This is a genomic window from Methylocaldum sp. RMAD-M (genome assembly GCF_017832375.1).
GTDB lineage: Bacteria > Pseudomonadota > Gammaproteobacteria > Methylococcales > Methylococcaceae > Methylocaldum.
In genome coordinates this window covers 57730-80736 of the sequence record NZ_JAFIBZ010000016.1, presented here as the reverse complement: position 1 = coordinate 80736, position 23007 = coordinate 57730, and the positions used below count along the sequence as shown (strand labels likewise).

Genomic DNA, 23007 nt, shown 5'->3' with positions numbered 1-23007 from the left:
GGCGTGTCCTCATTTAGCGGGCCACGCGGGCGAGTTCGCCGGGGCGGCGACGTTCGAGGCGTAATTCCTGGCCTTGGCTGCGTTCATTAGGTTTTGGTAGAACGCCATGAGCGTCTGCGGATTGCCATACCGGCCGGACAGGGCTTCGTATTCGGCGGCGGCCGCTTCCCGTGCCTGAGTCAGGGTGTCGTTGAGCCGTTTGGCATAGGCATGGTCTTCCAATGCGGCAGCCGCACGAACTGCGGCCATCATGTCGTTCAGGATGATCTGGGCCAGTTCGAGGGCAATCACGGGGCCAGCTTCGTCCGCGAACAGCTTCGCCATTCCGGCATCCTCGCGGGCAAGGTTGCGGAGGATGCCGCCGATGGCGCTCGGCACGGTCTCCATAAAAGCCTTCTCGCTATCGGTCAGCTCGCCCTCGCCGGTGGCGAATTTCTGGATTAGACCGTCTCCGGCGTTGCCGGAGCCGAGCAGGATCTCGGCGACCCGTTGGCGGAGCCCTGTAAGCGAAACGTCTTGGGGAACCGGATGGAGGCACTCGTCTTCGTTGTGGCCGTCGCAGCGATAGACCTTGACTTTCTGGTACGGACCATCGCCGGAACCGTTGATAAGATGGCGGATCGAGAGGATCTCGGGGAGGACCGAGATCGGAGTGTTCTCGCCCTGGCCGTCAGGTGATGCTTGTGGTTCGGAGACGATGATCGATCCGGTTACACTCATCACCGCTTCGAGCAGTTCGTCACCACCGAAGCGGAACCAGGCGCCAGCGTTATGCTTTTTGAGCGCACGCCAGACCAGGTTGCCCTGGATCACCTTGGTCATTTCATCGGGGGCGTTCTCCTTGACTTGTTTGACCGGATCACCGGCGGTGCTCGTGTTCGTGAAAGCCGAGAAAACGTCCGCGATGCCTTTCGTGAACGAGACTTCGGAGAGTTCGACGTGCTTTTGCAGTTCGAACGCGCGAACCGTGTCGTTGACGATTCCCTGCGCGAGCCGGCAGCTGTTGCTGAACATCTGGTTGAGTTCCTGGATTTGCCGCTGGAGGTAGTTCATGACGTTCTGGCAGTCCTTGCACATCGCGCCGAGCGCAAGCTGAAACGCGTAACCAGCCGCATTGGATGCGATATTCCGAAGGAGGTGGACGAACTGGTCGAAGTTAATGAACGAGAACGAGCCACCGTACAGATCGATACCGCCGCACCCCGCACTGAAGGAGGGCGGCACGAAACTCACCAAATTGGTGTTGGTGATTCCGTTACGCATCACCAGGCTACCGCCGGTGATGGCCCCACGACGCTGGCCGAAGTGGGCGGTCGGTTCGGTCACGTTGACCAGGGTGTCGAACATCCCGTCCAGCTCATCCTGCAAACCCGCCGAGGTGGGGAGTGGCGTCAGCATGGCGAGGATCAGAGCGACGGAAATTGAAAACGAAGAGGCGGTCTTCACGGAAAGCTCCTTACGTCTGCTGGTAGTTGCAGCACTTCGATCAGGCGAACAGGATCATCGAGGGCATCGGATGGAATACCGGCGGAGTCGGTGACAAGCAGCGGCGCTGGACGGAGTCCACGCGTGTTCTGGTAACGTACGTCGTCGATCCAGCCAGCCTCTTTTGCGGCGAGAAGGATGCGCCCCGTCAATTCTTCGAGAGACAGAGCACTTTGCGCGATAAGGACGATCTCGCGCGGTGGCTTCATGAGAAACATCGCGGGCGTCGATACGACGCCCAGGCGGGCCGCCTGCCCCCGGTCCTGCTTGAATGTGGGGTAATACCCGTGCGGCATGGGTTTCCCGTCCAGGGACACCGGATAGACCGTGAAACCGAAATTGCGCTCCAGGATGGCGAGAATGGGAGCCTGGATATGGCAATAGGGGCAGTCGGAGCGGAAAAAGAACAGGATCCCGGCTTGCGTGGCGATCTCGTTCAGCAGCTCGCCCGCCGCTTGACCAGACTGCCGGTTGGCCTCGTTGACTGCATAGGTAGCAATCGGCCGGCGCACGGTCTCGTCCAGGTAAGGATCGGACATGACAACGTGCCGCGCTACTTCGGTAAAGCGCTGGGCCTTGTCCATCATCACTCGCTGCAGGTAATAGTAGGCAGCGACATTTTCCGGCGTCGGGTGGTCGATGGCCCGGTCCCGGTAGCGGTCGAGATTTTTCCGGAACCACTCGGCGGATAGCGGCACGGGTTCCTCGGATGGAGTGGTTTTGGCCGGCACGGGTGCCGAGGCCGGCGGCGGTTCAGGCGGCTTAGGCGGGGGCTCCGGCTCGGGGGTGAGATCCGGCTCGCGCTGGGTCTCGTACCAGAACCAGCCTCTGGCATGGTCCTCAAAAAAGGACGGCCCATCCCCGAATAAATCATCCAGGGCGTGGGCCGAAGGCTCCCCGAGGAATAACGCCAACCAGAGGAGGGTGTTCCGATGCATACGCATATTGGGAATTCTCCAGAAAAAGAAAGAGGCCGACGCTGCAAAAAATTGGGAAAACACGGACTTTTAATACAATTCGGCGAGATCGTTGCCGAGGTCCCCGGTATCGGCGCCGCTGCTCTCATGTATCGGTACCTGACCGGCCGGGTCGAGGTGACGTGCGCCGGTGGTTTCCATGGTCAACCCCCTCTCGGCAAGAAGCCGGAAACGGTCGCAACGCCGGCGTGGAGGCAACGCTGACAAATAGCGGTACAACTCAGGGTCAGTGTCCTGACGAATCAAAAGATTCAAACGAATAGGCTTACCCATCGTTTTTAAGTCGTTCCTCGCCGGCGAGGTAAAATCCTTTGACGTTCGCATGCATCGGGTCCTTGACCAGGACGAGAGGATTGCGCTTGCAAATTTTCCGTATGGCGTCCTGATAAAGCGCAGCGCCGCCGCCAACAAGGACAACGGTGCCGATGTCGCTCATCGTGCCCACTGTATCAAGCAGACGTTGGCAAACCTGATCCATGACGGGCCGTACTCGCGGCATCAAATGCCCGAAATCGTACGGGCGGCCGTACAAGTCCATGCGATACCCGTTTCGCACGGCTTCATCCAACCGAGCGACGTCGTTGAACGGTTCCTCGATCTCCTCGCTAACCGCCTGCGTCAACTTGACCAGGATCTGGGAAACCCCGCCTGGTGTACTTCCAGACCTTTCGAACGCAACTTTGAGCCCCTTTGCCACGATCCAGTCAACGGTGAAGAAACCGCAATCGACGATCAGTGACAGACTGTTACGAAGGTCCTGATAAACGCCGTGGCCAATGGCGTGATGCAGAAAACCGCCGACCGGCTGAGGAATGACCCAGGCGCGTCTGATATGGGTTATTGATCCGTCCGGCAACGGGTGCTCGCCAACCAACCGTTTCTCAAGCCGATCCCGGCTAGTTTGGATGTATTCGACGGGGAGCCCAGTCACAACGAGATCGACGTGTCGTGGTTTTCCAAGGTAGGTGAGAGCGCCTCGGAAAAGGGCGAGATATGGATTTGAGTCGTGATAGCCGCGGTTCAGAATTCGCCCCGATTCGTGGCCAGCCAAGGCAAGCCCAGCGTCCTCGCCCACCACGTAACACTCGTGCCCGATCTCGATCCGGACGACATTTAGCCCGTCTGTTGCCCCGTCGTTTAATTCTCGAGCGACCGACAAGGCGGCGATCGAAGGGAAATGCCCGGCAGCCAGGCTTCCATCGTCGCGCCTCCAGGCATACTTCACGTTTCCGTATCCGATATCGACGGCAACAATCACTTTTTTCTCCGAGAAGTTGATTGGTGTCGCGACACGTTGAAATGTGTCGAAACACGTTCAACAACGTCGAATCGACGTGTCTGAAGCTTGCTTACTGGGTATCAACGACGCCAATCAACACCAAGAGCGTCGTAAAACGTCGAAAGGTGTTGAAAGGCGTCTTCAGAGCGTTTCCAGTATTTCGCTCACTATAGCGGCGGGAAATCGGAGTGGCGTTTCACAAAGTTCGGATTTTGGCGTTTTTGTGCAGCGCCGCTTTTCATCCTGTGGGGTATCGTGTTTTGGACAGCGCCTTTCCGCCGATCGCAAGCTTGAACGGAACGCATTGTGAGAACCGTGGGGCAAGGACCGATTGCCGAGCGCCCGTCCGAAAATCCACGTCGTTGGAACCGGGCGAATAGACCTGAGTATTGAAAGGAGGATGCGTCAACGGCCGATTTGAGAACGCCCTTGCAAGTGGCCGATTGGGGGTTAGGGTCGTAAGGGAGCCGCCTCGAAGCGGGTGAAAAGGCAACAAAAGTTGTCAGTGCCATGTCGGTCCCCAAACATTGGGACCACGACGGAAAACGAGCGGAGCGACGCTGGAAAACCCGTTGGAACCGAATGGGTCGGTTCCAACCAGATAGGACAGTTAGGTGACGCCATGAGTAATTCCAACCTTATGCAAGAGACCAATCGGACCGCGGCCGAACCGCCCGTCGTCACGGGCACGGAGCCGGCCTATGTCTGGCTTGCGGAACGCTTCGACGCGCTGCGCCGGGAAGCGAAGTTCCTGGTCGACGACTACTGGGCCCGGCTGAAAGACGGGCGCGTCGGCCAGAAGCTGCACGCTCGTGGCTCGCTGGGAGTGCGGCTCAAGACTCGGGACACGGGCGCCTTTTCCATCGAATGGTACGAAATGGGGGTGATGCGCCTGGACGGCCAGCGGCGGTCGATCGCGCGGAAGACCTACGCGCGGGGCCGCAGCTACCAATATCCCCTGGATCGGATGTTGAACGGCGAGCCGGAGTGGGTCGCGGAACTCGTGACCGAAGTCGAGACGGCTTTCGCCGAAATCCGCAAGCAGATGGACCTCCTGATCGGGATCCGCGACGCTTTGGTGGCTTACGACAAACAGGTGCGCGGCGCGCGGTTCACCGCCATGGAGGCGATGCAGGCGGCGGCGCAGCGGGTATCGGCGGAGGCGAAAGAAACCGAAACGGAGGGGGCTTGACGATGGGTGAAAACGAACGCAACTTGGTGGAGACGGCGATAGCCTTCTCGTTTGGTGGCAATCTGGACGTGCGGGTGATCCGCCGGGAAGGACGGAATTGGTTCGTGGCCGTGGATGTGTGCGCCGCGCTCGGCCTTGGCGATTGTCCGATGGCGCTGGCCGGGATCGACGACAGGCGAAAAAGCACCGTAGTCCCGAAGAACGAACCAAGTGGCCACACAGAGCTGACCGTGGTCGACGAGGCCGGTCTTCGCGCGCTGATTCGCGCCGGCCGGAATCCGAAAGCCGTACAGCCGTTTCGTAGATGGGTGGCGACTGAGCTGTTGCCCTCGCTCGAACGGATGTCGGTGTCGCCGGCTGTGCCGGGGCGGACGAGCGAGCAACGCAATCCAATCCATGAGTCGGAGACAGCAACCGCGGAGGCATCTCCTTGGAACGGACCACTGATTCCCGTGTTCACCGCGACGATCGGCGGAATCGAGCACCTGGTGTGTAATGCGCGGGATTTGCACCGGTTTCTGGCCGTGGGGCGGGATTTCTCGACGTGGATCAAGGAACGTATTTCCGAGTATGGCTTCGAGGAGGATAACGATTACATCGTGATTGATTCCCCGAATTCGAGGAATCAAAAAGGCCGCGGCGGTGACCGCCGCGGCAAGGATTATCACCTTACGCTGGACATGGCCAAAGAAGTCGCGGCATTTGAACGAAGCGAACAAGGCCGCAGGGTGCGGAGGCACCTCATCGATTGTGAACGCCGCATCACTGGCGAACGCCTCGTCGAGGCGGATAAATACGTGGCCGAAGGGAGTACGGAGTCCGGTGCGTCGAGCGGCCTCGATGTTCAGCAAAATCCGGCGTCCCCTTTCCGCTTCGATGACAAAGACATCCGGGTGATCCGGACCGGGGACGAACTATGGGTGGTCGCTAAGGATGTGGCGGAGGCGTTGGGGTATTCCTGGAACGGAATGCAGAGAATTGCACATGTCCCTGAAGAGTGGCGTGGGGTCACATCCGTTGTGACCCCCTCCGGGGCACAGGATATGGCCGTCCTTTCCGAACAAGGCTTGTACTTCTTCCTGGCCCGCTCGGACAAGCCCAAGGCCATCCCGTTCCAGAAGTGGCTTGCCGGTGAAGTGCTCCCGGCCATCCGAAGGACCGGCCGTTATGATGGAAGTAAAGCCAGGACGTCCGACGCATCGTCCACTTCGTGTTCTCTGCTCGACCTCTGGGTCTACGACGGCCCTCCGGCCAATCAGCAACTGAAAATCTTCGACATACCCGCCGTCCAGGGCGGCTATGTAATGTTGTTTGGACTTTCGAGTGGCGGCACGATGTTGTGCTCCGCGAGCGTCCCGTCCAAACATGTTGGCGATACCGTGAGAATGGTGGGTAGATTCGGTCTCCAAGTAACGCGTGTGTTGGTGTCGAAACCGCATATCCAGTACAGCCTGTTAAAGTCGAAGCTGGCCAAGGTATTGGAGGATGTGCCGCGCATCAACAATACCTATCCGCAGACGGATATAGAAAGCTTGAAACGGCGTGTGGAAGAGTTCCTGGAAGCCGCATACGAAAGATACGCGCCGCGTTGGGAAAAACCATCCGAGCAGATGGTGGACGCCAAGGCAAAGGTCGTGAGTGCGCTGGAGGAATTGGTGGAGGCGATTCGGGCATGGCAGATCGGCTGAACAGTGAAATCGCAAATGCCGTCGTCGAAACGGCGCTGATCGAGAAAATCCAGCGCCTGGAGCAATTCGTCGTCCAGCTACGAACCGAGCTTCAACGAGCGCGAGAAGTGTCCGTGGATACGATGCTTGGGTAGCTTCGCTTGCGTGAAGCCGTGCTTCTGTACGTTGGGCGAGACGCGAAGAGTTTCAGGCAGCAGATCGCCGGGGCGTACGGCTGCTGTTGTCGGGGGAATACCAACCCCCGCGCCGCACGCGCTGCGCCCTGCGCCGGCAGACTGAGCGGAAACTAGGGCCGGAACGGTCCGAAGTCACGCCTGGGGAGTCCCCGGTAAGCCGTCCGGCCGGAAACGGCCGGACGCAGAGGACGCGGAACCAGGAAGCAAAAGCCGCAAGGCCGGAAACCCCCGCTACAACCGCCCCAGCGGTTTAGCGGCGGGAGAGTTCATGTCTAGTTGCAGGCGGCCGGCGTCTCAGGCTGGAACGTCACCCGCAACCCCAGGGCATGAGCCACCTTCACCACCGTGGCAAAGCTGGGGTTTCCTTGCCCGGATAGAGCCTTATACAAGCCTTCGCGACTCATTCCCACGTCGCGGGCGAGTTGGCTCATATTGCGCGCGCGGGCGACAACACCAAGCGCGTGGACAATAAAGGCCGGATCGTCGCCGCCCTCTTCAATAACGGCTTCCAGGTAGGCGGCAATATCCGCTTCGGTTTCCAGATAATCGGCCGTATCGTAACGGCTGAAGGTTTCGCTGCTCATAACTCAATCTTTCCACTGTGCGGCGATGACTTTGGCGCAGGCAATGTCGCGGTCCTGGCTGGACTTGTCGCCACCGCAAAGCAGTACGACAACGACCGGCCCGCGCTGCATAAAGTAAACCCGGTATCCGGGTCCGTAGTTGATCCTCATTTCCGAGATACCTTCGCCGACCGGCTTAATGTCGCCTGGATTTCCGCTTGCAAGACGGTCCAACCGTGCTTGGATGCGTGCCACGGCACGGCGATCCTTCAAACCGCGTAGCCGGTGATCAAAGGTACTGCTCTTGATGAGTTCCATAGTGTGATTTATAGTTGACACAGAAGCGCGTGTCAACCATGGTTCACAAACGACAATCCTTTTGGTCTTTAATTTTTCGGCCGAGAGTATGGGCGAGCACAGCAAGATCGAGTGGACCACGCACACCTTCAACTCCTGGGTGGGTTGCACGAAGGTGAGTCTGGCCTGCGACCACTGCTACGCCGAGACCTGGGCGAAGCGGAGCGGCCTCGTAACCTGGGGACCCTCCCGGCCACGCCGGAGAACCAGCGAGACTTATTGGAGCACGCCCTTGAAGTGGAACCGCGAGGCAGTGGCGACGGGCACCCGACCGCGTGTTTTCTGCGCGTCGCTGGCGGACGTGTTCGACAACGAAGTACCAGACGGCTGGCGCGCCGATCTGTGGGCGCTGATTCGGTCCACGCCCTGGCTGGATTGGATACTCGTGACGAAGCGCATCGGCAATGCCCCTCGGATGCTGCCGCCCGACTGGGGGCCGCGGGGTTACCCGAACGTCTGGCTGCTGATCACCGTCTGCAATCAGGCCGAGGCCTGCCGCGACATTCCGAAGTTGTTGGCCGTGCCGGCACGGGTCCGCGGACTGAGCGTCGAGCCGCTGCTTGGAGCGATTGGCTTAACGCCGCTTTTTGCGAGTGAAGGCCGCGGGCTCGACTGGGTCATCGTCGGCGGCGAGTCCGGCGCACACGCCCGGCCGATGCGTCCGGATTGGGTGCGGGCGCTCCGTGACGAATGCGCCGCTTTAGAGACCGCTTTCTTTTTCAAGCAATGGGGCGAGTGGGCGCCGTTATTCGAGGCCGAACCGTATCCGCGCACGGCACGGCTGATCGATGTCGACGGCACACGCCTCTGCCGGGCGGGCAGGAAAGTCGCGGGCCGCCTGCTCGACGGACGCGAATGGAACCAGATCCCGGAGCCGCGCCGATGAACGAACCGACCACGCCATTCCGCGTGCAACTTCGCCGTACCAAGGGTTGGCGTATGCCGCCGAATACCGTCAAGGTGGACCGCTCGACCCGATGGGGCAACCCGCATCCGCTGGACGCTTACCCTCGAGAGTGGCCGGTTGACGAGCGGCGCCAGCGTGCGCAAGCGGACTTCCGGGCCGACCTCGAGGCCGGCCGGCTGGATTTCACGGCCGCCGACGTGCGTCGCGAGCTTTGGGGCAAGAACCTCGCGTGCTGGTGTCCGCTGCCGAAGCCGGGCGAATCCGACGACTGCCATGCCGCCGTGCTGCTTGAAATCGCGGGGTCTGCCGGGTCTGATCTCGCGCCTCAAGCTCAGAAGCGGCCGGATTCGCAGGACCGGACGACCGATCAATGAACCCGATCCATCGCCTCCTGCCCATCTGCATTCGCAGACCGGAGCCCTTCGCGCTATTCCTGGATTTCGACGGTGTGCTCCATCCCAGCCAATCGGCGACGTTCCGGTACCTGCCGGCGTTCGAAGCGACCCTGCGGGGCTATCCGGACATCGACATCGTCATTTCATCAAACTGGCGGGAAGGGGAGCCGTTCGACGAACTTCTCGACTATTTCTCGGCGGGATTCCGAGATCGCTTGATCGGGGCGACAGCGGTCCTTCCCGGACCGTATTCTCGACAACGGGAGATCGAGGCGTATTGTCGTTCGTTTGGCATCGAACGCTGGCTCGCTATTGATGACGACGGAACACTGTTCGTGCCGGGTTGCCCGCAGCTCATCTTGCTCTCTAGAAATGAGGCCTTGGACGAAGTCGGCCGGAGGAGGCTGGCGGACCGCCTTGCAGCGTGGACTCATTCTCCTTGGACAGGGTCATAGTCAATGCATCGAGACAGTCAATTGAAAGGAGAACGCTCGATCGAGCCGGAAAGGGCGAGGTCTCGGACCCGGCGGCCTGGATCAAAATCATCGAAACCGATGCGCTTCATCACCCGGCTCGACACAAGCACATGCGGGTGGTGGGTACGAGTTTATTGGGACGGGAAGATGGTCGCTTCACGGTTATTCTCGGACAGCGTCCATGGCGGACCAGAGAGAGCTCTCAATGCCGCCCAGCGGTTTCGCGACGAAATGGTCGTGGTTTATGGAATACCACCGGCCACGAAAGTCGGTTACCACGCGCGCGACCGGCGGAATCAGGACGGCTATGTCGGACTTTCCGTGACTGTGGATTGCCGCGAACGTCCCTCGAAAGCTTGCTGGACCGCGCGATTTATCCGGGATGGTCGGCAGGCCAAGCAGTCTTTTTCAATTCGGAAGTACGGCTACGAGGGTGCGTACCGCCTGGCTGCCAAGGTGCGACGACAGGCGACCGGTCACCCGGTGCCAAAAACCTGTCCGCCACCGCCAGAGTGGTTGCAGCACTGGTTGAAGAACATCGACCAAGCAGGGTGAGTCGTGTCATCGACGTTGCACGTGCGAGTTCCGGTTTGTATTCGTAGATGTGCGGAAGCCCCGAAAAAGCCGCAGGAAACTCTGAATAAGTCCCGATCCTCGATACAATGATATCTAACGCCCACGTTTCGAATGGTTGACTCCAAATGAGTGCCCGAGTCCATTTCGTCTCTACCGGCCCTGCAACTTACGCCGACCTGGAAGCGGTGCCGGCCGGCTACACGGCGGAACTCGTCAACGGCCGTCTTCACGCGCTGCCGCGCCCCAGGGGCAAACACATTCATAGCGCCAGTGTGCTTGGCCGAAGGTTGGGCGACCCGTTCGAGGACGGTGTGGGAGGTCCGGGCGGCTGGTGGATTCTGGACGAACCGGAAGTTCACTTCGTCCTCGATGCGGAAGTAACGGTGCCGGATTTGGCGGGCTGGCGGCGCGAGCGGCTTCCCTCGATGCCGGAGGATCATCGGTTCCGGGTTGTGCCCGACTGGATTTGCGAGGTGCTGTCGCCCACGAGCCGCGATTACGACCTGAACGAAAAGCTTCCGCTGTATGCCCGCCACAGTGTCCCCTTCGTCTGGATGATCGAGCCTGACGCGCCCTGGCTCGAAGCGCTGATCCTCGACGGCGGCAGCTTTCGCCCGATCGGCCGGTTCGGGCCGGGCGAGGCGATCCAGGCGCCGCCGTTCGAGGCGGTAGCGTTTCATCTGTTTGAATAAGTCCACGACGGTGTGATTGATCCACGGTTTTGGCCGATAACCACGCTGGGGATGCATCGGTACGATTCGCCGCTCCCTGGGCGGCGTCAGGCACATGCTCTGCAGGCCTACGAGGCGATGCTTGGCGCCGGTTCGACGACCGGGCTAACGGCCGGTGGAACTCGCCCGATTGCCTTCAGATCGCTTGGGCAAGCGGCTCCACCAGCGTGGGATCGTCATTCTTCGGGCTGTTTACCCGCCGGCTTACGGGATAAAGCCGCATGGGTTCGGCTGTAAACGGTTGTAGGAGAGCCTGGGCGGTTTCCAACGGGGTTTTAGGATCCAGCCACACGTCATAGGCGGACGGTGGCAAGATCACCGGCATGCGGTCGTGGATCGTCGCCATGAGGGCATTGGCCTGCGTCACAATGATCGTGCAGGATTCGATCGTCTGTCCGTCGCCTTCCCAGCGGTCCCACAGTCCTGCCAAGGAAAATGGTTCCCCGGATTCGAGTCCGATAGCATAGGGTTGTTTGCCCGTTCCTTCCGCTTTCCATTCATAAAAAAGGTCTGCGGGTATAAGGCAGCGGCGCTTCCGAAACGGCTGCCGATAAGCGGGTTTGTCGGCCACCGTTTCCGCCCGCGCATTGATGGTGGAGTAGGGCAGTTTGGACTCTTTGGCCCAGAAAGGCAGAAGGCCCCAGGTCAGCGGGACCAGCTCTCGCTCGCCCTCATGATCCAACCGGACGGCCAAGACAGGCTGCGTCGGCGCGACGTTATAGCGGGGCCGGATATCGAAAACCCGGATCTTGGTTTCCGAAATCTCGAACTGCCGGGCCAGTCGTCTGGGATCGGTGTATTGGGTAAAGCGTCCGCACATGAAGGAGAGTGTATGCTGTCTGGGGAAAGCGGTCACCTAGGATGCGGCCACTCAACCAGAGCGGCCATGATCGTAGGCTTGCAACTTACCGAAGCTGGTCTAACCTTCAATTAACCGCGCTGTTGTCTTATAAAATGCGCTTGCGCCTGAACTTACGACAACGCGGCACACGCCCGGCTTTCCACCCCACAGCCGGGCCTTTTGTTATCCGCCAGCAATCTGCTCACGCCCTCACAGTTCCAGTCACTGTAGATGATTGAACTGAATAGAAGACCAAACAGTGAGCAGCAAAAAGGGCCATCCGATGGCCCTTCTTCCAATCCGTTTCGCTTCTCAGCGAATACCCGTCTGTCTCGGGCTTGTTCCCTTTAGGCTGGCGCGAGGTCCTGTGTCCAGCGTGACTATATTCTCGCTCGGCGCTGCATCGTCTTCTATACGAGCTTTTGCGGATGTTACCGCACGTAGGCAGGAAAGCCCCACCAGGATAAGCGGATGGCGACTGCTGACCGCTGGCCAATAGTGGGTCTGAGCCTGACCAGGGGATTTGAGTCCAGAATACCTGATCCATGCGGGCCTGTTTTACGTCGACGTGGACAAACTGAGTTGACATCCTCCTTGGCCTGAACGCTCCAGATTCCGGTTGGTCGCGTTCCAGGTTTCTGCTTCGTCAGCGTGTTAAGCTGATAAAAATTTGAGCCGCTTGCTTGTCCAAGTAGCCATGACGACTTCCATGTCATTTCAGGAAACCGACCCCCCATCCTACGAACGGCTGTCCGGCGCGGTCGAGCGCGTGACGTTCCACAGTGCGGAATCCGGTTTCTGCGTGCTGCGGGTCAAGGTCAAGGGGCAGCGCGACCTGGTCTCCGTGATCGGTTCGGCCGCTTCGGTCTCGCCGGGCGAATTCATCGAATGTTTAGGGCGCTGGGTCAATGATGTGACCCATGGGCTGCAATTCAAGGCTCATCACCTCAAGGTCGTCCCGCCCACTACGCTGGAAGGTATCGAGAAGTATCTCGGGTCCGGGCTGGTCAAGGGGATCGGCCCGCACTTCGCCAAAAAGTTGGTGAAGGCGTTTGGTGAAGCGGTGTTCGAGGTGATCGAGCAGGAGCCCGAGCGGTTGGAGACGCTTGAGGGCATTGGCCGCAAGCGCCGCATGCGAGTGGTCGAAGCCTGGGCCGAACAGAAGGTCATCCGGGACATCATGGTGTTCCTGCAATCGCACGGGGTTGGCACATCCCGCGCTGTGCGTATCTACAAGACCTATGGCGATGAATCGATTCTCAAGGTCACCGAAAATCCCTATCGGCTGGCGCTGGATATCTGGGGCATCGGCTTCAAGACCGCGGACATCATCGCTCAGAAGCTCGGCATCCCATCGGACTCTCTGATTCGCGCCCAGGCCGGCGTACGCCATGCCCTTCAGCTCTGGTCGGAGCAGGGACACTGTGCGGCACCGAGGGAGACGCTGGTCTCGATGGCCGCCCAACTCCTGGAAGTCCCGGAAGCGATCATCGAGCAAGCTATCGGCGCCGAATTGGAGGCGGACAATCTCATCGGGGAAACCACGCCGGATGGCGAGATCTTGTCCCTGGCGCCGCTGTACCGCGCCGAGACGGGCTGTGCGAACCACATCCGACGTCTGCTCGAGGGCGTGTCACCCTGGGGTGAGATTGATGCCGGCAAGGCGATTCCCTGGGTCGAGGAGAGGACCGGGCTAACCCTGTCCGAATCGCAGCGGGCAGCCGTCACGACGGTGCTCGGCAATAAGGTGACCATCATCACCGGCGGGCCGGGAGTCGGCAAGACCACCCTGGTCAATAGCGTGTTGCGGATTCTCCGGGCGAAGAAAGTCCGTGTCTTGTTGTGCGCTCCGACCGGACGGGCGGCCAAGCGGATGACCGAAACCACTAAGCTCGAGGCCAAGACGGTGCATCGTCTCCTTGAATTCGATCCGAAGGAATTCAGGTTCAAGCGGAATGACGCAAACCCGCTGGAAACCGACCTGCTGGTGATCGACGAAGCCTCGATGGTGGACGTGGTCCTGATGAATCAGCTTCTCAAGGCGGTGCCGGATGCTGCGGGCCTCCTCATCGTCGGGGATGTGGACCAACTGCCCTCCGTCGGCCCCGGCGCCGTGCTCGCCGACCTCATTGCTTCGGAGGCTGTGCCCACCGTCCGGCTCACCGAGATCTTCCGCCAAGCGCAAGAGTCCAGAATCATCGTTAATGCCCACCGGATTAACCGAGGTGAATTGCCGGTCGCCACGCCCAAGGGCGAAGCCAGCGACTTCTACCTCATTGAGGCTGAATCGCCCGAGGACGTCCGGAAGAAGCTCATTCAGGCGGTTGTCGAACGCATTCCGCTGCGATTCGGTGTTCACCCCGTCAACGATCTTCAGGTGCTCACGCCGATGAACCGCGGCGGCTTGGGCGTGCGCGCGTTGAACATCGAATTCCAACAATTGCTCAATGGTCAGGCCGAGCCCAAAGTGACGAAGTTCGGAACCACGTTCGCGCCGGGCGATAAAGTCATTCAGATGGTGAACAACTATGACAAGGACGTCTTCAACGGCGACATTGGCCGCATCACTACAATCGATCAGGAAGAAAGCACCTTAACAGTGGATTTCGATGGCCGCACAGTCACTTATGACCTCTCGGAACTGGACGAGATAGCCCTGGCGTACGCGGCCAGCATTCACAAGAGCCAAGGTTCCGAGTATCCGGCCGTGGTCATCCCGCTCGCCCTGCAGCACTACATGCTTTTGGAAAGAAACCTGTTGTACACCGCGGTCACGCGCGGGAAAAAACTGGTAGTGGTGATTGCGGAACCGAAAGCGTTGGCTATGGCCGTACGGAGTTGGAAGGCGAAGAAGCGAGTGACGCGGCTGGCAGAACGATTGGCCGTGTTCGAAACAATAATATCTTGATACCTATGGGGACGCACCGGCATCGACACCATGTGCGTCGGTTCTTCGCCGAATTTCGGCAACGTTTCGAAGACGGTTTCTCCCTCCCGCCGCGATGCGTTCCGATAGTGCCGGCGACGAGGGCAGCCGTGCCGTGCCGCGCCGAGATTGGCGCTGCGGGCCGGGACATATCCCTCGGCATCGACGATCTGGACCAGGCGGTCGAGTCCTACCGAGCCGCCTCAGTGCCTTGACCACCGACGATCCCGGCCAGCTCGAAGCGGCCCGCAACGTCCGCGAAAAGATCTGCGCCGGCTACGAACCGGGGGGAGCCCTCATTAGGATCTTCGTCCCGCGCTTGCCGGCCCTCGCGGCGAATCCGAACGAATAGAGCGTGTTATGACCTTTCTGCTGGAGAAGTGGTTATTACGAGCATGATGACTCGTAAACCTTATCCTAGCGATGTGTCGGACGACGAATGGACCTTCGTCGCGTCTTATTTAACCTTGATGAAGGCGGACGCGCCGCAACGCCGGCACGATTTGCGTGAGATCTTCAATGGCCTGCGCTGGTTAGTGCGCGCCCGAAGGTGGTTGTGAATTCTTTTGCCGTTTGCATGCTTCCCGTCATTACTGCGTTCCGGCTATTTTACAGGCTCTAAAGTTAGGTTTAGACATAAACGCTGCCGATCAGACTGTCTTCGGCCTGTCATATGGGATGCCTATCCTTGGCTGCGTCATCGCGTGGCCCTTGCCAACCAGCAGTATCTTGGCTTTCCACTCAATCGTTATGCTCCCGATGATTCGCGCCCTACCGATTCGCCCATTCCGCGGCGGCTGGCCCCGCTGTCGCAGTTTGCCGCTGCGGTTTTTATTGCTCTATGGCGGCCTGCAGTGGCTGTACCAGGACGCTCGCGGCGGCGCGCTGGAGCGGCTTCTCATCGATACGCTCACGGTGCGGCCGAGCGCCGCCCTGATCGATTGGCTGATCCCGGCGAAAGGGTGATCGCGGAGGGGCACCGATTGGTCTCGCCCTGGGCCCGGCTGAACGTCCTGAACGGCTGCGAAGGCACCGAAACCCTGCTGCTCCTCGTCGCCGCCTTCCTCGTTTTTCCAGCCCGCCTCCGACACAAACTCCAGGGGCTGTTAGGGGGAAGCCTGCTGATCTACACGCTCAACCAGACCCGCATCGTCGGACTCTATTACGCCCTGCGCCACGACCGGGACAGTTTTCAACTGCTCCATGGCGTTCTCGCGCCGACCCTGATCATCCTGGCGGCCAGCCTGTTCTTTCTGGTCTGGGCCAAGCAGGTCCGGTCGACGCCCGAGGCGACCACCGGGAAGGCCGGATGCGGTCCCTGATCCTGCGCCTGATCGCCGCCTATGTGGTGGTCGTGACAGGCGTTCTTTGGGGGGGCGACTCTTACGTCCGGTCCATGCTACCCGGCTACGCCGTAGTCATCGAGCGGCTGCTCCCCGAGTGGCGCATCACAAATCTCAACCTCGATCGGCTCAACCAGGAACCCGTCATCCAGGTCACCGTCCGGCTCGTCGAACCCTTGCCGGTCGGCGGTCAACGGCTGCCGCCCGGCGGCGAGATCACGGCGTCCACCCTGAAGGGGCATGCGCTCCAGCATCCGCTCGTGCTCTACCCGATCGTGCTGTCCTGGCCGGGCCTATGGCGCCGGGCCGGCCTGATCCGGCTGGGGATTTCGGTGCCGCTGCTGCTGGCGGTCGAAGGGCTCGATGTGCCGCTGGTCCTGGTGGGCAGTGTCGAGGATCTGGTGCTCGCCAATCTGGCGCCGGATCAACTGAACCATTCCTTGAGCGTCCGCTGGATGCACACCATGAACGGCGGCGGGCGTCTCGCGTTGGCCCTGGCCGCGGCGTGGGCGAGTATCGCCTTCGGCCGTTGGATGGATATCAGATACGCTTCCGGCGCTACGGTCCCGCGGGCAGTCCCGTGTCGATCAGACCGTGGCGCCGATCGTGGATAAGGAACACCCCCGTTCCGTGTCGGCTTTGACTGATTTTTCTGTAAGCCGTGGATGGCCGGCGATTTAAAAGCCGCTTCCGGACCGAGTTTCGGTGTTTGTCCGCGGTTACCCTGTCATTAATCGGTTACCGTCCCGTTATACCAGTGTCACGGAGGGCCTCTACGGTGCGCGCATCGACCGCTTCCAATACAACAACGCCCCGTGCCGATTCATTCGTATCCGATCTTGTTAGCGCGCCTGGAAACGGCCCGCGCACGCCTGCTCGAGTTTCGCGCCGGCGTGCGCACGATCGAGGCCCTTAAGGGGCCCGAGGCCGTCGCCCATTACCTCGTGGTCAATCCACAGGCGACCCGGTTGACCTTCGAATGCCCGCCCGGCGTTGAGCCCTGGCTCTTGAGCGGCGACGAAGGCGAGGCTCTTCGGGTCCGCTTGGCGCCGTGGGGGGAGAAGATCAGGGCACGCCTCTACAAAGCCGGCCGCCGGCATGAGCCTAGCTGGCGGAACGCGGAGCTCGATACCCTCGGCTCTCGCGAAGCCTGTGAACTGGCGCTGTGGCTGACCCGCGCGGCCTGCACCACGGCCGTGGTCAACCTGATCGCGCGCCGAGAAGGCCCATGGCGCATGCGCCTGGCGCCTTTTGCCGACTGGCTGACCGCCGATGAACTATGGGCTTTGGACATGCGCCGGAAACGCTTGCATGGCGAGAGTCTTCGCCTCTCTGATGCAGCCTGTCTTCTGGGCGTGTCCTCCGATGAGCTCATGCGTGAGGTCGAGTGCGGCCGTCTGTCGGTGCTGGGCCGGACGCTCGTACCGGACGCCGAAGGAGCGTGGCCTTGGGTCCTGGATCGCCTGGCGTTCACGCGCGGATGCCTCGTGAAAAGCGAGGCGTCGATCGGGACTTCAGGCCGGCTGATCTGGGTGGGCGACACGCGTTAGATGTTACCGTCGGCCATCCCGGTGCCCGGCACGACGAAAGCTTTTCGGGGATAAACACAGTACCCGTTTCGTGTAAGTTTTGGCGGAAAATCGTGTAAGCCTTGGATTACGGACAGTCCGAAAGCCGCGTCCCGTCTGACTTCCGATGTTTTCCGCATTTTTGCTTGTCACACGGCCGTTACCATCCTGTTACACGATGGTCACATTGGGCTTCTATGGTGCGCCCATCGACCGCTTGCAAGGAATGACAGAAACGTGAACCGTCTGATTATGAGTCTTCTCGGGCTGGGCCTCTTCGTGGCCGCGTCAGGCCAGGCGGCGCCTATCGACGAGGCCCGCCTCAAGGGGCTGGCCTGGCTGATTCAACATCAACACGGCGACGGCCGCTGGGAAAGCGTGCCGGGGCTCGAGGTCGCGGCGACCGCCGCCGCGGTCGAGGCGCTGGTCAACGCCGGCGTGACCCAGGGCGAGGCTTATGCCAAAACTAACCCGCTCTGAGGTATTCTCGTCGTAAAACCCATCGTGCCAAACAGTCTTTTCCCATCTCTCTGATCAACGTCTATTTTGAACCATAGCAAAACTATTACACTCGCGTAATACGCAGATGCAAGGATTATTTTAGCTATTAGAACACCTTCTGAGCGATACAAAATTAAAATGGCAACGAAAACCTCATGTATAACCGATAAGATTATAACCGTTGCGCAAGCTTTGGATTTGGCCATTGATTATTTTCAGAAAGGAGACATTGAAAAGACAAAAGAAATCTGCACCAAAATATTATTAATAGATAAAAATAATTCAGATTGTTATAACTTGCTAGGCATTATAGAAGCGCAAAAAGGACGGCATCATAACGCTATAGAGTTGTTCAACTCCGCGATATCTATTAAAAGCGACTTCTCCTATTTGTATAATCTCGGAAATTCCTACAAAGCGGTCGGCAGCCTTGATCAGGCAATAAATAGCTATCGCTTAGCCATTGATATGCAGCCAAGTTATGCAGGCTTATATTTTCAATTGGGCATGGCTTTGCGCGATCAGGGAAACTATAAAGCCTCTGTGGAAGTTTTTAGAAATTGGGTCAGATCAAATCCATCAGACGCGGACGGTTTGATAAACTTAGGCTCGATACTCGCGGAGCAAAACGAATATGATGAAGCGATCGATTGCTACCAAAAAGTATTACGATTAGATCCTACTAGCAAGACAGCGCTCTTCAACCAGGCAGTCACACTAGCAAATCAAAGCCGAATAGGTGAAGCGAGCAAAATATTTGATAAGTTATTAGCAGAGCATCCATCGGATGCATTTAAAATAATATCCGTGTTGCAGATTCCAATTATTCCTTCATCGACACAAGCCATTCTTGACTGGAGAGAAGAGTTTCTGTCAAAGATAAATCAACTTATAGAAGCTGAGCTAAAGATACAAGATCCTCTTTCCGAAATTGGGAAAACAAGTTTTTATCTAGCATTTCACGGTTTAGACAATAGGGAACTGAACTGTAAAATTGCCCAACTAATGATGACATCCTGTCCATCATTAAGTTGGACCTCCCCTCACTGCCTTGAAAATAGGCAATCAAAAGGTCGTATTCGAATTGGCTTCATTTCAAAATTTTTCCACTTGCATAGTATCGGAAAAACAAGTAGAGGGTTGATAGCAGAACTATCAAGAAAGCTATTCGAAGTCCATTCAATCTTTGTTCCACCTGTAATCGATGATCCTGTTTCAAGGCTAATACAAAACTGCTCTGACTACTATCATATACTGCCACAATCACTGCACGAAGCTAGAAAAGAGATTTCTAATCTAAAATTGGACATCCTTTTTTATCAAGACATAGGCATGGAGCCATTCACATATTATCTCGCTTTTTCTAGGTTAGCGAGAGTGCAGTGCGTGTCATTTGGACATCCAGATACGACTGGAATTGATAATATCGATTATTTTATTTCGACAAATTATTTTGAACCTCGAAACTCCGGTTCGTGTTACAGCGAAAAGCTGATTGAATTACAGAACGTTGCCACTCCCGCGTATTATTACGAACCGGAGACTAGGCTTGATAAAACAAGACATGATTTCGGCTTAAGTGAGCGGACGAATCTATATCTGTGCCCTCAGACGTTATTCAAATTTCATCCCGATTTTGACTTCATGCTTGCTCAAATTCTTCGAATTGACGATCAAGCGACGATTCTTTGTTTAGAGGCCCATATACCTTATTGGACAAAATTACTGAAAGAGCGATTTAAACGCTCTGTCGGTGAGGCAGTAAAGCGTATTTTGTTTTTATCCCGTCAGAATTTCAACGACTACATGAATTTGCTGGCGTTTTCCGATGTAGTACTCGATACGCTGTACTTCAATGGAATGAACACCACACTCGAAGCGTTTTCTGTGGGAACACCAGTCATTACCCTCCCTAGTCATTTCCAGCGTGGGCGGCATACATTTGGTATGTATCAAAAAATGGGAATATATGAATGCATCGCGACTGATCCATCAGATTATGCAAGACGAGCCGCTCAAATAGCGAATGATAAAGATTTGAGAAATTCAATTTCCCGAAAGATTATTGATCGTAAAATGGTTCTCTTCGAGGATCGTCAAGTATTGAGTCAATGGGAAGAGTTTCTTGTAGGTGCATTGAATTTATCGTTGAAAAGATCATTGATGGATAATAAGAACGGAACGAATGCGTTGTTTCTATAAACTTACTAATTCTCCTATATGGCTGGCCAGTGTTTTTGAATCGCGAATTGTCCTTTCGGTGATATTTTGTCTAACGTTTATTTATACGATCGGTCTAATTTTGATTGATTACTTGACTTTGCGATGTATGGAATGTTTCTTCGGAGGCTGTTGTGATGTTAATTTTAAATGCGAGGCTGGTCCTCTTCGCAGTGCTCGGCTGCTTCATTTCAACCCACGTCCAAGCGATAGTATTTCCCAAGAATGGTGGAGCTGGTCAGGGAATTTACAATACTAATTTTTCTGTGCAGGCTGATGGAACAGTTAAGACTTGGGGGGCGCTGAATTACGACTCGCCACCCGCTACTCAGTTAGTTCCTGCGATATATACGGGATTGGCAAATGTAAAAATGGTATCAGGGGTGTCGTTTGTTAAAAATGATGGCACTGTATGGAAAATTCCTTTTGGAGGCTCGTCTTTTTTAAATAAGCCGGCAAATCAAGTTCCAATTTATAACGTTACTAAGATTGCTGAATCGCATTTGCATACTATTGCTTTAAAGTCAGACGGCACTGTCTGGGGTTGGGGTGATAATCAGCAGGGCGAGCTAGGCATAGGTTCATTCACATACGATGAACAAACTCCTGTACAGGCCATTGGATTGACGGGAATTATAGATGTGTCTGCCGGTGGCTCAAATTCCAGGTCTAGTTATGCTTTAAAGAGTGATGGAACGGTTTACGCGTGGGGAGGTAACGAGTATGGTCAGTTCGGAAATGGGGGCACTTGTGGGTCGCCCTTTTGTGGCATACCAACTCCGACGTTAATCCCCGGCTTAACTGGAGTTCTACAGATTGCTAGTGGCTATACACACACTGTAGCCCTGAAAAGTGACGGTACTGTATGGGCGGCAGGCGGTGCTTTTGGTGTGAATTTCAGACAAATTGCAGGTTTAAATAATGTTGTTGCCATTGCTGCAGGCCAATATTCTTCCATGGCATTAAAGAACGATGGCTCAGTATGGTCATTCAGCAATAGTAATAATCCAATTGCTTCCGTGGTAAGTGGATTAATGAATATTCAATCTATAGAATACACTGAAGGAGGAGCTATCGCATTCGCTACATCAACTAATGGTACTGTATATCTTTGGGGTAATGGCTATTTAGGAAATGGAACGTCAAATGGCAGTGACTCACCAGTGATTTTAGGTGAGATTGCACCTACACCGCCCCCCTCGTCAGAAATCCATCAGGTCCCAGCGCTTTCTGAATCTTGGCTGCTGATAATGCTTATTGCGACAATAATGATTTCTTTCACTGTGCAAATGAAGCTGAAAAAAAGTGGTGGTTGTTAGATCCACTGGGGTTTGTCGGTCAATTGAATCCAAAAAGGCATCCAAATCGCAGACGGATGTCTTAGTCGCACCTTTCCCCGCACGCAGGTTCAACGACATGGAATCGTGGCGCGGCAAATGTCGTCGCACTGTGACATAGGATCCAAGGTTGCCAGCCCGATTAGTGGTTATACGAAGACAGATCGGTTGATCATGTCCCAGTATCACGAGCAAATCAACTGTTTATTCTTTGAATTGTGATGACAAGGAAGGTACTGTACCTACAATGGCTCTTATTCGTCGGCAGTTACACACTGCTTAACTACGCCTATTTCCAGATACCCGATGACATGCTCAGCGAGGCGTATAACCGGGGGTTGGGTACGCTTTGCGCGGACCTGATCAACCGGCTCGCGCCCATGGAAAGGGTGTCGGCTGTTCAGAATCATCTGGTATCGCCACAGGCCGACCTGGAAATCGTCCGCGGCTGTGACGGCGCGGGCGCGCTGTTTCTGGTGATCTCGGCCATTTTAGCGTTCCCTTCGACGATCACGCGCAAATGGATCGGGATCGGCTTGGGCGTTTTGTTGATGTATGGCCTCAACCTGATCCGGATCAGCGGGCTCTATTTCGTCATTGCCCACCATCGCGACTGGTTTCAGTTGATTCATACCTATCTCGCACCGACCTTGATCATCCTAGTAGGTTGCCTGTTCTTCGCCGGGTGGGCGGCGGGCGCATGGCGCTCCGCCGATGCAGCGCGCTGATTGGCTCAAGCTCTCCGCGAGAGCCGTGGTGGCCTGGCTTGGCTTGTCGGCGTTGGGAATCTATTTCAGCGCACCCTTGGCGGAACTGATGTTGCCGCTGTTCCGGTTCGTCCTCCTGTCGGTTGCCCCAGAATACGCGCCGTCGCTCAAACTGGTCGCGGACAATCACGATGTCCTCATCCAGCTCGAAGCCTGGCTGTTGCAGCCGTTGCCCTTGGGCGGCGGCCAACAGATTCCGGCGGGCTTAGCACTGACCACGGGAACCCATCTGATGCATATCCTGGTTCCGGTGGTCATCGAAGGGTCCCTTCTGATGGCCTGGCCCACGCGGCGCTGGGTCGAACGCGCGGCGTTGCTGGTATTGGGCGTGCCGACATCGATATTCGTCGTCGGCCTCACCGGCCCTTTTGTATTGCTGGGAACGCTGGAAATCCAGCTTCAGGACATGCCGCAGCAGGCCCATGTGGTGCGCCATGAATCCCTGACGTTGACGTGGATGATCTTTAGCGAAATGGGTGGACGCTGGGTGCTAGCCGTGACCGCGGCCATCTTGTGTATACACGTAAACAAGGTATTTTTCGGCACTGTTGGGCAATCCACTGGGTGAGCGTCAGCTTTTTCTTGATTACCGGTCTCTTGAAAACTTAGATCGACTTGCTCTTGAACGCCGTAAGGTGCGCTCCCTGTAGGATGCCGCCGACGCAGGAGGCGCGTCGTTCGAGATTCGCCGACATCGGACGA

25 protein-coding genes and 1 pseudogene are annotated in these 23007 nt (G+C 57.2%); 20 read left to right on the top strand and 6 right to left on the bottom strand.

What is annotated here, in order from left to right; genetic code table 11:
* Positions 1-9: 9 nt before the first annotated feature.
* The 3 genes from JOD69_RS15585 to JOD69_RS15575 form a co-directional block, all read right to left on the bottom strand.
* A complete protein-coding gene (locus JOD69_RS15585; protein ID WP_347257313.1) occupies positions 10-1446 on the bottom strand; it encodes a conjugal transfer protein TraH in 1437 nt (478 codons plus the stop codon).
* Complete coding sequence (traF, locus tag JOD69_RS15580) at positions 1443-2429, bottom strand: conjugal transfer protein TraF (RefSeq protein WP_156881403.1); 987 nt, start codon at positions 2427-2429, stop codon at positions 1443-1445. The genes JOD69_RS15585 and traF overlap by 4 nt, the downstream gene beginning before the upstream one ends.
* Positions 2430-2727: 298 nt before the next feature.
* Positions 2728-3720 (bottom strand): PRTRC system protein D, encoded by a 993-nt coding sequence (locus JOD69_RS15575; protein ID WP_156881404.1) that lies wholly within the window; start codon positions 3718-3720, stop codon positions 2728-2730.
* A 643-nt stretch (positions 3721-4363) separates the two neighbouring features.
* Between JOD69_RS15575 and mobI the strand changes: the two genes are divergently transcribed.
* The 3 genes from mobI to JOD69_RS15560 are packed head-to-tail and all read left to right on the top strand — an operon-like array spanning position 4364 to position 6755.
* The gene (gene mobI, locus JOD69_RS15570) at positions 4364-4933 is read left to right on the top strand and encodes a conjugative transfer protein MobI(A/C) (protein ID WP_210024062.1); all 570 of its coding nucleotides are present in this window, start codon (positions 4364-4366) and stop codon (positions 4931-4933) included.
* A gap of 2 nt (positions 4934-4935) precedes the next feature.
* Positions 4936-6621: a BRO family protein gene (locus JOD69_RS15565; protein ID WP_210024061.1), complete on the top strand. Its 1686-nt coding sequence runs from the start codon at positions 4936-4938 to the stop codon at positions 6619-6621.
* Positions 6606-6755, top strand: a complete 150-nt coding sequence (locus JOD69_RS15560) for a hypothetical protein (protein WP_156881406.1) — start codon at positions 6606-6608, stop codon at positions 6753-6755. The genes JOD69_RS15565 and JOD69_RS15560 overlap by 16 nt, the downstream gene beginning before the upstream one ends.
* 314 nt (positions 6756-7069) lie before the next feature.
* Here the strand turns inward: JOD69_RS15560 and JOD69_RS15555 are convergent, their stop codons facing one another.
* Together JOD69_RS15555 and JOD69_RS15550 are read right to left on the bottom strand one after the other, a co-directional pair.
* Positions 7070-7381 carry an addiction module antidote protein gene (locus tag JOD69_RS15555; RefSeq protein WP_086135699.1) on the bottom strand — a complete coding sequence of 104 codons (312 nt, stop codon included), beginning with the start codon at positions 7379-7381 and terminating at the stop codon, positions 7070-7072.
* A gap of 3 nt (positions 7382-7384) precedes the next feature.
* Positions 7385-7678 carry a type II toxin-antitoxin system RelE/ParE family toxin gene (locus JOD69_RS15550; protein WP_156881407.1) on the bottom strand — a complete coding sequence of 98 codons (294 nt, stop codon included), beginning with the start codon at positions 7676-7678 and terminating at the stop codon, positions 7385-7387.
* Positions 7679-7739: 61 nt separating this feature from the next.
* Here JOD69_RS15550 and JOD69_RS15545 point away from each other — a divergent pair, with 61 nt between their 5' ends.
* The 5 genes from JOD69_RS15545 to JOD69_RS15525 all read left to right on the top strand — a co-directional run bounded on the left by JOD69_RS15545 (position 7740) and on the right by JOD69_RS15525 (position 10763).
* Positions 7740-8603: a phage Gp37/Gp68 family protein gene (locus JOD69_RS15545; RefSeq protein WP_210024060.1), complete on the top strand. Its 864-nt coding sequence runs from the start codon at positions 7740-7742 to the stop codon at positions 8601-8603.
* Positions 8600-8998: a DUF4326 domain-containing protein gene (locus JOD69_RS15540; RefSeq protein WP_156881408.1), complete on the top strand. Its 399-nt coding sequence runs from the start codon at positions 8600-8602 to the stop codon at positions 8996-8998. Before JOD69_RS15545 ends, JOD69_RS15540 begins: the two co-directional genes overlap by 4 nt.
* Positions 8995-9474, top strand: coding sequence for an HAD domain-containing protein (locus tag JOD69_RS15535; RefSeq protein ID WP_156881409.1), 480 nt, complete (start codon positions 8995-8997; stop codon positions 9472-9474). The genes JOD69_RS15540 and JOD69_RS15535 overlap by 4 nt, the downstream gene beginning before the upstream one ends.
* A gap of 99 nt (positions 9475-9573) precedes the next feature.
* Complete coding sequence (locus tag JOD69_RS15530; protein WP_210024059.1) at positions 9574-10050, top strand: AP2/ERF family transcription factor; 477 nt, start codon at positions 9574-9576, stop codon at positions 10048-10050.
* Between the two features lie 146 nt (positions 10051-10196).
* Positions 10197-10763, top strand: coding sequence for a Uma2 family endonuclease (locus tag JOD69_RS15525; RefSeq protein ID WP_086135694.1), 567 nt, complete (start codon positions 10197-10199; stop codon positions 10761-10763).
* Positions 10764-10938: 175 nt separating this feature from the next.
* Here the strand turns inward: JOD69_RS15525 and JOD69_RS15520 are convergent, their stop codons facing one another.
* Positions 10939-11658 carry an SOS response-associated peptidase gene (locus JOD69_RS15520; protein WP_348529965.1) on the bottom strand — a complete coding sequence of 240 codons (720 nt, stop codon included), beginning with the start codon at positions 11656-11658 and terminating at the stop codon, positions 10939-10941.
* A 682-nt stretch (positions 11659-12340) separates the two neighbouring features.
* Between JOD69_RS15520 and JOD69_RS15515 the strand changes: the two genes are divergently transcribed.
* The 12 genes and pseudogenes from JOD69_RS15515 to JOD69_RS15460 all read left to right on the top strand — a co-directional run bounded on the left by JOD69_RS15515 (position 12341) and on the right by JOD69_RS15460 (position 22873).
* On the top strand, positions 12341-14551 hold the full coding sequence (locus tag JOD69_RS15515; protein WP_210024058.1) for an ATP-dependent RecD-like DNA helicase: 2211 nt from the start codon (positions 12341-12343) through the stop codon (positions 14549-14551).
* A gap of 229 nt (positions 14552-14780) precedes the next feature.
* On the top strand, positions 14781-14921 hold the full coding sequence (locus tag JOD69_RS15510; RefSeq protein ID WP_210024057.1) for a hypothetical protein: 141 nt from the start codon (positions 14781-14783) through the stop codon (positions 14919-14921).
* Between the two features lie 43 nt (positions 14922-14964).
* Positions 14965-15111 (top strand): annotated as a pseudogene (locus JOD69_RS15505) (IS5/IS1182 family transposase); the annotation flags it as partial.
* 217 nt (positions 15112-15328) lie between these two features.
* On the top strand, positions 15329-15535 hold the full coding sequence (locus tag JOD69_RS15500; RefSeq protein WP_156882067.1) for a hypothetical protein: 207 nt from the start codon (positions 15329-15331) through the stop codon (positions 15533-15535).
* Between the two features lie 17 nt (positions 15536-15552).
* Positions 15553-15891 (top strand): archaeosortase/exosortase family protein, encoded by a 339-nt coding sequence (locus JOD69_RS15495; RefSeq protein WP_156882055.1) that lies wholly within the window; start codon positions 15553-15555, stop codon positions 15889-15891.
* Positions 15879-16526, top strand: a complete 648-nt coding sequence (locus JOD69_RS15490) for a hypothetical protein (RefSeq protein WP_210024055.1) — start codon at positions 15879-15881, stop codon at positions 16524-16526. The genes JOD69_RS15495 and JOD69_RS15490 overlap by 13 nt, the downstream gene beginning before the upstream one ends.
* Before the next feature lie 201 nt (positions 16527-16727).
* Complete coding sequence (locus JOD69_RS15485) at positions 16728-17462, top strand: hypothetical protein (protein ID WP_210024054.1); 735 nt, start codon at positions 16728-16730, stop codon at positions 17460-17462.
* Positions 17463-17717: 255 nt separating this feature from the next.
* Positions 17718-17960, top strand: coding sequence for a hypothetical protein (locus tag JOD69_RS15480; protein WP_210024053.1), 243 nt, complete (start codon positions 17718-17720; stop codon positions 17958-17960).
* 159 nt (positions 17961-18119) lie between these two features.
* Positions 18120-20183 (top strand): glycosyltransferase family 41 protein, encoded by a 2064-nt coding sequence (locus JOD69_RS15475; RefSeq protein WP_210024052.1) that lies wholly within the window; start codon positions 18120-18122, stop codon positions 20181-20183.
* A gap of 155 nt (positions 20184-20338) precedes the next feature.
* Entirely contained in the window at positions 20339-21520 is a 1182-nt protein-coding gene (locus JOD69_RS15470; RefSeq protein ID WP_156882025.1) for a hypothetical protein, read from the top strand.
* Between the two features lie 239 nt (positions 21521-21759).
* Positions 21760-22266, top strand: a complete 507-nt coding sequence (gene xrtM, locus JOD69_RS15465; RefSeq protein ID WP_156882024.1) for an exosortase family protein XrtM — start codon at positions 21760-21762, stop codon at positions 22264-22266.
* Positions 22253-22873: a hypothetical protein gene (locus tag JOD69_RS15460; RefSeq protein WP_156882023.1), complete on the top strand. Its 621-nt coding sequence runs from the start codon at positions 22253-22255 to the stop codon at positions 22871-22873. Before xrtM ends, JOD69_RS15460 begins: the two co-directional genes overlap by 14 nt.
* The last annotated feature ends 134 nt before the right edge of the window (positions 22874-23007 follow it).